We start from the raw sequence: 6,723 nt of genomic DNA on the forward strand, positions 1-6,723 counted from the left end.
ATGGTCGTTCCCGAGGGGCGGATCGTCGCGCTGCTGGGCGCCAACGGCGCCGGGAAGAGCACGACCCTCAAGGCGATCTCGGGGCTCCTCAAGTCCGAGGAGGGGGAGGTCACCGACGGGGAGATCCTCTTCGGGGGAGAGACGATCAACGGGCGCGACCCCGAGGAGATCGTCCGCAAGGGGATCTTCCAGGTGATGGAGGGGCGCAAGGTGTTCGAGGACCTCACCGTGGAGGAGAACCTCCGGTGCGGGGCGCACACCCGGAAGGACCAGGGGAACGTGAAGGGTGACTACGAACGGGTCTACAACTACTTCCCGCGGCTGAAGGAACGGCGGAAGGGGCTGGCCGGCTATCTCTCCGGCGGGGAGCAGCAGATGCTGGCGATCGGCCGGGCGCTCATGGCCCGCCCGAAGCTGATGCTCCTCGACGAGCCGTCGCTCGGGCTCTCGCCGCTCCTGGTGAAGGAGATCTTCGGGATCATCAAGGACATCAACGAGAAGGAGAAGGCCACCATCCTCCTCGTCGAGCAGAACGCGCGGATGGCGCTGTCCATCGCGAGCTACGGGTACATCATGGAGAACGGCAAGGTGGTGCTGGACGGCGAAAAGGAGAAGCTCGCGAACAACGAGGACGTGAAGGAGTTCTACCTCGGGATGAACGAGGTCGGCTCCCGCAAGTCGTACCGCGAGATCAAGCACTATAAACGCCGCAAGCGGTGGCTGTCATGATCGACCGGAAGCGGGGATTCTTCGACGAGGCGCGGGAGACCATGGCGCCGGGGAAGCGCGCGGAGCTCCACCGGGAGCTGCTGCGGGAAACCGTGCGGCACGCCTACGAGCACGCGCCGGCGACCCGGAAGAAGATGGACGAGGCGGGCGTCCGACCCGGAGACGTCAAGGAGCTGTCCGACCTGCGGAAGATCCCCTTCACGCGCAAGGCGGAGCTGAAGCACATCCAGAAAGGCGAGCCGCCCTTCGGAGGGCTGGCCGCCGTCCCGCCGCGCGCGATGCGCCGCATCTACGTTTCCCCGGGCCCCACCTTCGACCCGGAAGGTCGGGAGGAGACGCACTGGCGCTGGGAGAAGGCGTTCGTCGCCGCCGGCTTCCGGGAGGGGGACATCGTCCAGAACACCTTCATGTACCATTTCTCCCCCGCGGGGCTCATGTTCGACGAGGCGCTCCTGCGCCTCGGCTGCACCGTCGTACCGGCGGGCGTGGGGAACACGGAGCTTCAGGCGCAGGTGATGAAGGAGCTGGCGGTCACGGGGTACGTCGGAACGCCGTCGTTCCTCATGAGCATCCTGGAAAAGGCGAAGGAGATGGGGCTTCCGGACGACAACGGCCTCTCCCTTCAGGTCGCGCTGGTGACCGGGGAGATGCTCCCGGAGACGCTGCGCGCCCGGCTGCGGGACGAGTTCGGCGTGCAGGTGCGCCAGTGCTACGGCACCGCGGACGTGGGATCCATGGGGTACGAATGCTTCACGGCGAAAGGGATGCACGTTCCCGACGAGATCCTGCTCGAGCTGATCGACCCGGCCACCGGGGAGCCGGTCTCACCCGGATCGATCGGGGAAGTGGTCGTCACGCTCCCCAACCGCACGTATCCGCTGGTCCGGTTCGCCACCGGCGACCTGTCCATCCTTTCCGACGCCCCGTGCCCGTGCGGACGCACGTCGCCGCGCCTGCTGCGGCTGGTCGGCCGCGTCGACCAGGTCACCAAGGTGAAGGGGATGTTCGTCCACCCGGAGCAGGTGTCCCAGCTCGAAAAGAAGGTCCCGGAGATCGCGTCGTTGCAGTTCCTCGTCACCCGTACCGGGCACGAGGACCACATGGAGATGCGGATCGTCCTCGCGGACGGCGCCTCGCCTTCCGACGCGCTGGCGGCCCGGATCGTGGAAGCCGCCCGCGAGATCACGCGTCTGCGCGGCGAAGTCCGGTTCATCGCCGCCCCCGAGGTGGAGGAGCCCGACAAGAAAATCATCGACAAACGCAAGTGGGATTGAGAGCGTATTCCCTCCCGACATAAATGCTGTATCGTATAAGGAAGACGGCATGAAATGCGTACGCAACAGAAGGTTCCGGCGGAGCGGAGGTAGGAGGCGGGGCGGAGTGAGGTAAAGCGCCCCACTCCCCTACGAAATGCGTTCCCTGGGGTACCCCCGCTGTAGGAAGAACGGGGGGCACAGCCGTGCGGGTTCACCGCACGGCGAGCCACGAACGGAGCCCCGTCCTCCGAGGTAGCGCAGCCCATATCTTTGGATACCTTGCTATATATTTGAATCGCAGCACAAAAGGGAGTGGACCATGGACGCCGCCGCGCTGAACCAGCACCTCGAAAAGCACCTTCGGGTGAGCACCTTCCCCATCGGAATCAAGTCGCTGAAACCCGGGGAGCCGATCCCCGACAAGGTGAAAATCCCGTCGAAGCACCTGGGCGTGAAGGTGGCGGTCTGCCAGGCGATCTCCTTCGCCCGCCGGTACGGCTGGACGATGGCGTTTTCCGGAGCCGACATCTCCTGCCCGATCGCCAAGGCGGTCTTCGGCTTCGAGCCGCGGAACGAATATTACGAGTCCGGCTCGCTGGCCGACGGTATGTACGCGTCGTGCAAGGAGGCGGGAGCCCGGTTCGAGGGCGCCCTCGCCAAGTACGACCTCGGGGAGTACGCGTACGTCGTCGCCGGGCCGCTGGGGCGCGTCAACTTCGTCCCCGACACGGTGCTGGTCTACGGCAACTCGGCGCAGGTCCTCCGCCTGCTGAACGGCGCCCTCTTCAAGCGGGGCGGCAGCATCGTCTCCGACTTCTCCGGCCGGGGCGACTGCGCCGACATCGTCATCAAGGGGAAGAAGAGCGCGGAACCGCAGGTCATCCTGCCGTGCTACGGCGACCGGATCTTCGGGATGACCGCCGACGACGAGATGGCGTTCACCTTCCCGTTCGAGCGGGGCGACGAGATCGTCGAGGGTCTCGAGAAGACCCACGCGGGCGGCGTCCGGTACCCCGTCCCCATCTACCTGCGTTTCCAGGCCGAGTTCCCGAAGTCGTACCAGGAGCTCGAAAAGATCTGGGCGGAATCAAAAAATCCGTAACGGAAAGGTACGCAGGGGGCGGCAGAGCGGACGCAGGAGGGGGGCGGAGTGAGGTAAAGCGCAGCCGTGCAGGTTCATCGCACGGCGAGCCACGAACGGAGCCCCCGCTCCGAGGCCGCGCCGCCGGTGAATATGAATCGTTTCATACCGGAGGAGGTATTTTGTACACCCTGACGCCCGCGGAGGAGATCCGCGACCGCGTCACGAAACTTCAGGGACGGCTGAAAGCGGCGGCCCTGGACGCGGCCTTCATCGTCCAGAACGCCGACCTCTTCTACTTCGCCGGCTCGATCCAGCAGGGGATCCTCGTGGTGCCGGCGGAGGCGGACCCGGTCTACTTCGTCCGCCGGGTGCACGAGCGCGCGGTGGAGGAGTCGCCGCTCCCCGAGATCCGCAAGATCGCAAGCCCGAAGGAGGTCACCGCCCACTTCGCCGCCAAAGGCGTATCGTTCGCGAAGGTCGGGTTCGAGCTCGACGTCCTCCCGGTCGGGACCTTCCTCCGATTCCAGCAGCTGTTCCCCGGTGCGAAGGCCGAGGATGTCTCCGGCATCCTCCGTGAAATCCGCGCCGTGAAATCCCCCCACGAGGCGGCGATCCTCCGCGACTGCGGCTCCAGACTGGCCGGCATCCTGTCGGGCGCCCGGGACAGGATCCGCCCTGGGGTGACCGAGATGGCGCTGCAGGGGGCGCTGCAGGGGGAGGCGATCGGCGGCGGGCACACGACCATCACACGGATGCGCGCCTTCAACCAGGATACGGGACTGGGGTGCGTGATCTCCGGGCCGGACGCGGCGGTCCCCTCGTACGCCGACTTCCCGACCGCGGGGAAGGGGCTCTCCCCATACTCCCCCGCCGGGCAGGGGTACCGGGCGTTCCGTTCGAGCGAACCGATCCTCGTGGACATCATGTGGGCCCAGAACGGGTATCTCGTGGACATGGCCCGGACCTACAGCATCGGGAAGATGGCCCCGAAGATGGAGGACGCGTACGCGAAGTCGGTCGCCGTCCTGCGCGCCATCGAGGCGAAGATCCGCCCGGGCGCCGCCGCCGGGGAGCTCTACGAAGCCGGTCTATCCGTTGCCGCCTCCTCCCCGTACGCCGAGAACTTCATGGGGGCGCCGGGGTATAATACGAAGTTCATCGGGCACGGCGTGGGGATCGAAGTGGACGAGATCCCCTTCATCGCGAAGGGGGCGCCCACCGTGCTCGAACCCGGCATGGTCTTCGCCCTCGAGCCGAAATTCGTTTTTCCGGGCGAGGGGGCCGTGGGGCTGGAGAACTGCTACCTCGTGACCGGATCCGGGTTCGATACGCTCACCCCGCTTTCGGAAGACGTCATCCGGTGCGGCGGGTGAAGGGGAGGCGGAATTGAAAAGAGTGTTGAACCGGGAGGACGCACTCCTGATCGTGGTCGACATCCAGGAGCGGCTGGTCCCCGCCATCGACAAGGAGTTGTACGCCCGGTCACTGAAGAATTTCAAGATCGCGATCGAGGCGGCCGGCACCCTGGGGCTGCCGATCCTCCTCACCGAACAGTACCCCAAGGGGTTGGGCCGCACGGTTCCCGAGGTGCTGCAGGCGCTCGAAGGGCGGGATTACCTGCGGGTCGAGAAGATGACGTTCAGCTGCGCCCGGGACGAGGGGTTCCTCGCCGCCGTCGCCAAAACCGGCCGCAGGCAGGTCGCGATCGTGGGTATGGAAACGCACGTCTGCGTCTACCAGACCTCGGTGGACCTCGTGAACGCCGGGTACGAGGTGTTCGTTCTGGACGACGCCGTCTCCTCCCGGTTCCCGCACAATTACCAAAGCGGAATCGCCGCCCTGCGCGACGCCGGGGCGGTCGTGATCAGCACCGAGACCGCCGTCTTCCAGCTCATGAAGGTTGCCGGCACGCCCGAGTTCAAGAAGATCTCCTCCCTCCTCCGATGATGGGTATCGCAAGGGCCCTGCGGGTCGCCGCCGCAATTCTCGCCGGGATGGCGGCGTTCGCCCCGCCGGTGGGCGCAGCGAGGCAATCCGTGGCGCTGTTCCCCCCGGACGTGATCCCCGCGTCGGACAACGCGCTGTTCCCGGCCGTCGGCATCCTGGACCAGGCGATCCAGGAGAAGCTCGCGGACCGGTTCGACATCCGCACGTCGGGCGCTCCTTCCGCGCCATTCGACGAATCCGTGCGCCGCCGGAAGGCCCGCTCCCTCGGCGCCTCGCACGCGGTGACGGGTTCCTTGTCCCGGATCGGGAAGACGGTCACATTGGACATCACCCTGGCCCCCGTGGAGGAGCCGGGGAAGGGGAGGACCGTCGTCGTCTCGGGTACGCTCGACAACACGTCGCCCCTTTCCCCGCAATACGCTCCGCTGTTCCGGCGCCTGGGGGCGGAGGCCGCGCTCAAGATCAAGTATCTCTTCTTCGGCGACGAGCGCGTGGGGGAGGGCCCGACGGCCAAACGGGTTCCGAAGATCGCGGGATCCGTTTCACGCGGCGCTCCCGTCCCCGGCGATATCGCGTCGGTCGCCATCTCCGACACCGACCGCGACGGGAGGATGGAACTGGTCGCCGCGTATCCCGACCAGATCGCGGTGTATGCCATCGAGGGGGACGAACTCCGGGAGGAAGCGAAGATCCCCGGGGCGGGCCCCGGTCTCTTCCATGTGGAGGCGGCGGACGTCGACCGGAACGGCGTCGCCGAGATCGTGGCCACCCGATATTCGAACGGGAAGGCGTCCTCCGACGTATGGCGGTACGACGGGAAAGAGTACAAAAAGACATCGTCCGACCTGCCGTATTTCCTTCGGGTCGCCGACCTCGGCACCGAGGGGATCGTGCTCCTGGCGCAGTCGGCCGACTCCGCGAAGGTGTACGGCGGTCCGGTCTTCCGCCTCGCGGTCGACCGCAACGGCGTGGTCAAGACGGAGGAAAAGGGACCGTCCCTGCCGCTTCCGGACGGCGTGTTCCTGTACGCCTTCACGCCGCTCCGGTTCGGGAAGAAGGAGGTCCGGTACGCTGTCCTGACCGCGCGCGACCGCATCGTGTACCTGGACTCCGCGGGGAAGGAGCTTGGAGAAGGACTCGACGCGGTGACCGTCGCCGAGGTCGTCCTGGACGGCAAGAACCGGAAGGTCCAGGCCCCCGGCCACATGGCGGCAGTGGACCTGAACGCCGACGGGACCGAGGAGCTGGTGATCCTGAACGACGTCCCGGCCGCCGGCACCTTTTTCGAGAACCTCCGCGTCCACACCCACGCCGAGCTGCTCTGCTTCGCGCAGGCGGGCGACGTCCTTCAGCTTGCCTGGCGCTCCCCGCAATGGGAGGCGTCGGTGAACGACCTGGCCGTCGATCGGTCGAAAAAGGACGCCCCCCGCTTCGGCGTCGCCTCCCGCGACCGCGGCAAGGTCATCGGCGGCACCGCCCGCTGGCAGATCCTGTGGGTGAAGTGACGGTTCGGGGAGGGGAGGAGCGGAGGGTTTGACAACGGTCCGTCTTGCCTTATAATTAAAAATTCCTCAGAGCGTGGCGGTGTAGCTCAGACGGTTAGAGCATGCGGCTCATATCCGCAGTGTCCGGGGTTCAATTCCCTGCACCGCCACCAACCTTCTCTCTATAGTGGCGGTGCAGGGAATTGAACGGGTTTGGGGCGCC

General features: G+C 66.5%; 6 protein-coding genes and 1 tRNA gene. All 7 read left to right on the forward strand.

Features of this window, described 5'->3' with window-relative positions; translation table 11 throughout:
• The coding region (locus HZB86_08320; protein ID MBI5905539.1) for an ABC transporter ATP-binding protein at window positions 1-729 on the forward strand (729 nt) is incomplete at its 5' end.
• Window positions 726-2,003 carry an AMP-binding protein gene (locus HZB86_08325; GenBank protein MBI5905540.1) on the forward strand — a complete coding sequence of 426 codons (1,278 nt, stop codon included), beginning with the start codon at window positions 726-728 and terminating at the stop codon, window positions 2,001-2,003. The genes HZB86_08320 and HZB86_08325, both read left to right, overlap by 4 nt.
• 301 nt (window positions 2,004-2,304) lie before the next feature.
• On the forward strand, window positions 2,305-3,087 hold the full coding sequence (locus tag HZB86_08330) for a DUF169 domain-containing protein (protein ID MBI5905541.1): 783 nt from the start codon (window positions 2,305-2,307) through the stop codon (window positions 3,085-3,087).
• A 161-nt stretch (window positions 3,088-3,248) separates the two neighbouring features.
• Window positions 3,249-4,442, forward strand: a complete 1,194-nt coding sequence (locus tag HZB86_08335) for an aminopeptidase P family protein (protein MBI5905542.1) — start codon at window positions 3,249-3,251, stop codon at window positions 4,440-4,442.
• 13 nt (window positions 4,443-4,455) lie between these two features.
• Window positions 4,456-5,016 (forward strand): isochorismatase family protein, encoded by a 561-nt coding sequence (locus tag HZB86_08340; protein MBI5905543.1) that lies wholly within the window; start codon window positions 4,456-4,458, stop codon window positions 5,014-5,016.
• Complete coding sequence (locus tag HZB86_08345; protein ID MBI5905544.1) at window positions 5,016-6,521, forward strand: VCBS repeat-containing protein; 1,506 nt, start codon at window positions 5,016-5,018, stop codon at window positions 6,519-6,521. The genes HZB86_08340 and HZB86_08345 overlap by 1 nt, the downstream gene beginning before the upstream one ends.
• Before the next feature lie 75 nt (window positions 6,522-6,596).
• Window positions 6,597-6,673 (forward strand) — tRNA-Met (locus HZB86_08350).
• The last annotated feature ends 50 nt before the right edge of the window (window positions 6,674-6,723 follow it).

It is taken from the genome of Deltaproteobacteria bacterium (assembly GCA_016234845.1).
Classification (GTDB): Bacteria; Desulfobacterota; Deferrimicrobia; order Deferrimicrobiales; family Deferrimicrobiaceae; genus JACRNP01.